Origin of the sequence: Belliella alkalica (assembly GCF_022549785.1) — a bacterium.
Taxonomy (GTDB): Bacteria; Bacteroidota; Bacteroidia; order Cytophagales; family Cyclobacteriaceae; genus Belliella; species Belliella alkalica.
The window spans coordinates 1-508 of record NZ_JAKZGO010000103.1 but is presented as its reverse complement, the minus strand read 5'-3'; the positions used below and the strand labels follow the sequence as shown (position 1 = coordinate 508).

The following is a 508-nucleotide window of genomic DNA, read 5'->3' as shown; positions in this document are numbered from 1 at the left end:
ACTCAAATCAGCCGTTACGGTAAACGTCTTCGGTGCACCGGGGAATCCTATCCACTGATCACGATATGTACTCTGAATATACGGTTGACCCTTATATCCAGCATATCCCGGATTGATATGCAAACCGTTGAATATATACTGGCTGAACTGTGGCAGCTGCTGAGACTTGACACCGCCGATGGCCATCACGGCCATCAGCATCGTCAGTGTTCCTATTTTAAAAATCCATTTCATGATTCCCTTTTTTTTAATCCTTTATTACCTGAATCCAACCCTTGAACACATGTGTCCTTCCTGTCGAATCTACTGCATTGAATACATAATAGAATGTTCCCGATGGTAGACCTTCAGCTGACCAGTCGTTTTGATAGTCACTGCTTTCATATACATGGTCTCCGTATCTGTTGAAAATAACTATGTTGTTGCTCACAAACTTGCCTATACCCTTGATCACAAAACGATCGTTCTTGCCATCTTCACCAGGTGTAATCACGTTTGGTATAAAGAA

2 protein-coding genes are annotated in these 508 nt (G+C 42.3%); both read right to left on the bottom strand.

Going from position 1 to position 508, the window contains the following annotated elements:
* Positions 1 to 201, bottom strand: a 201-nt coding sequence (locus MM213_RS20860) for a type IX secretion system membrane protein PorP/SprF (RefSeq protein ID WP_439647573.1), incomplete at its 3' end; no start/stop codon positions are given.
* Positions 202 to 247: 46 nt separating this feature from the next.
* The coding region (locus MM213_RS20855) for a T9SS type B sorting domain-containing protein (protein ID WP_241410506.1) at positions 248 to 508 on the bottom strand (261 nt) is incomplete at its 5' end.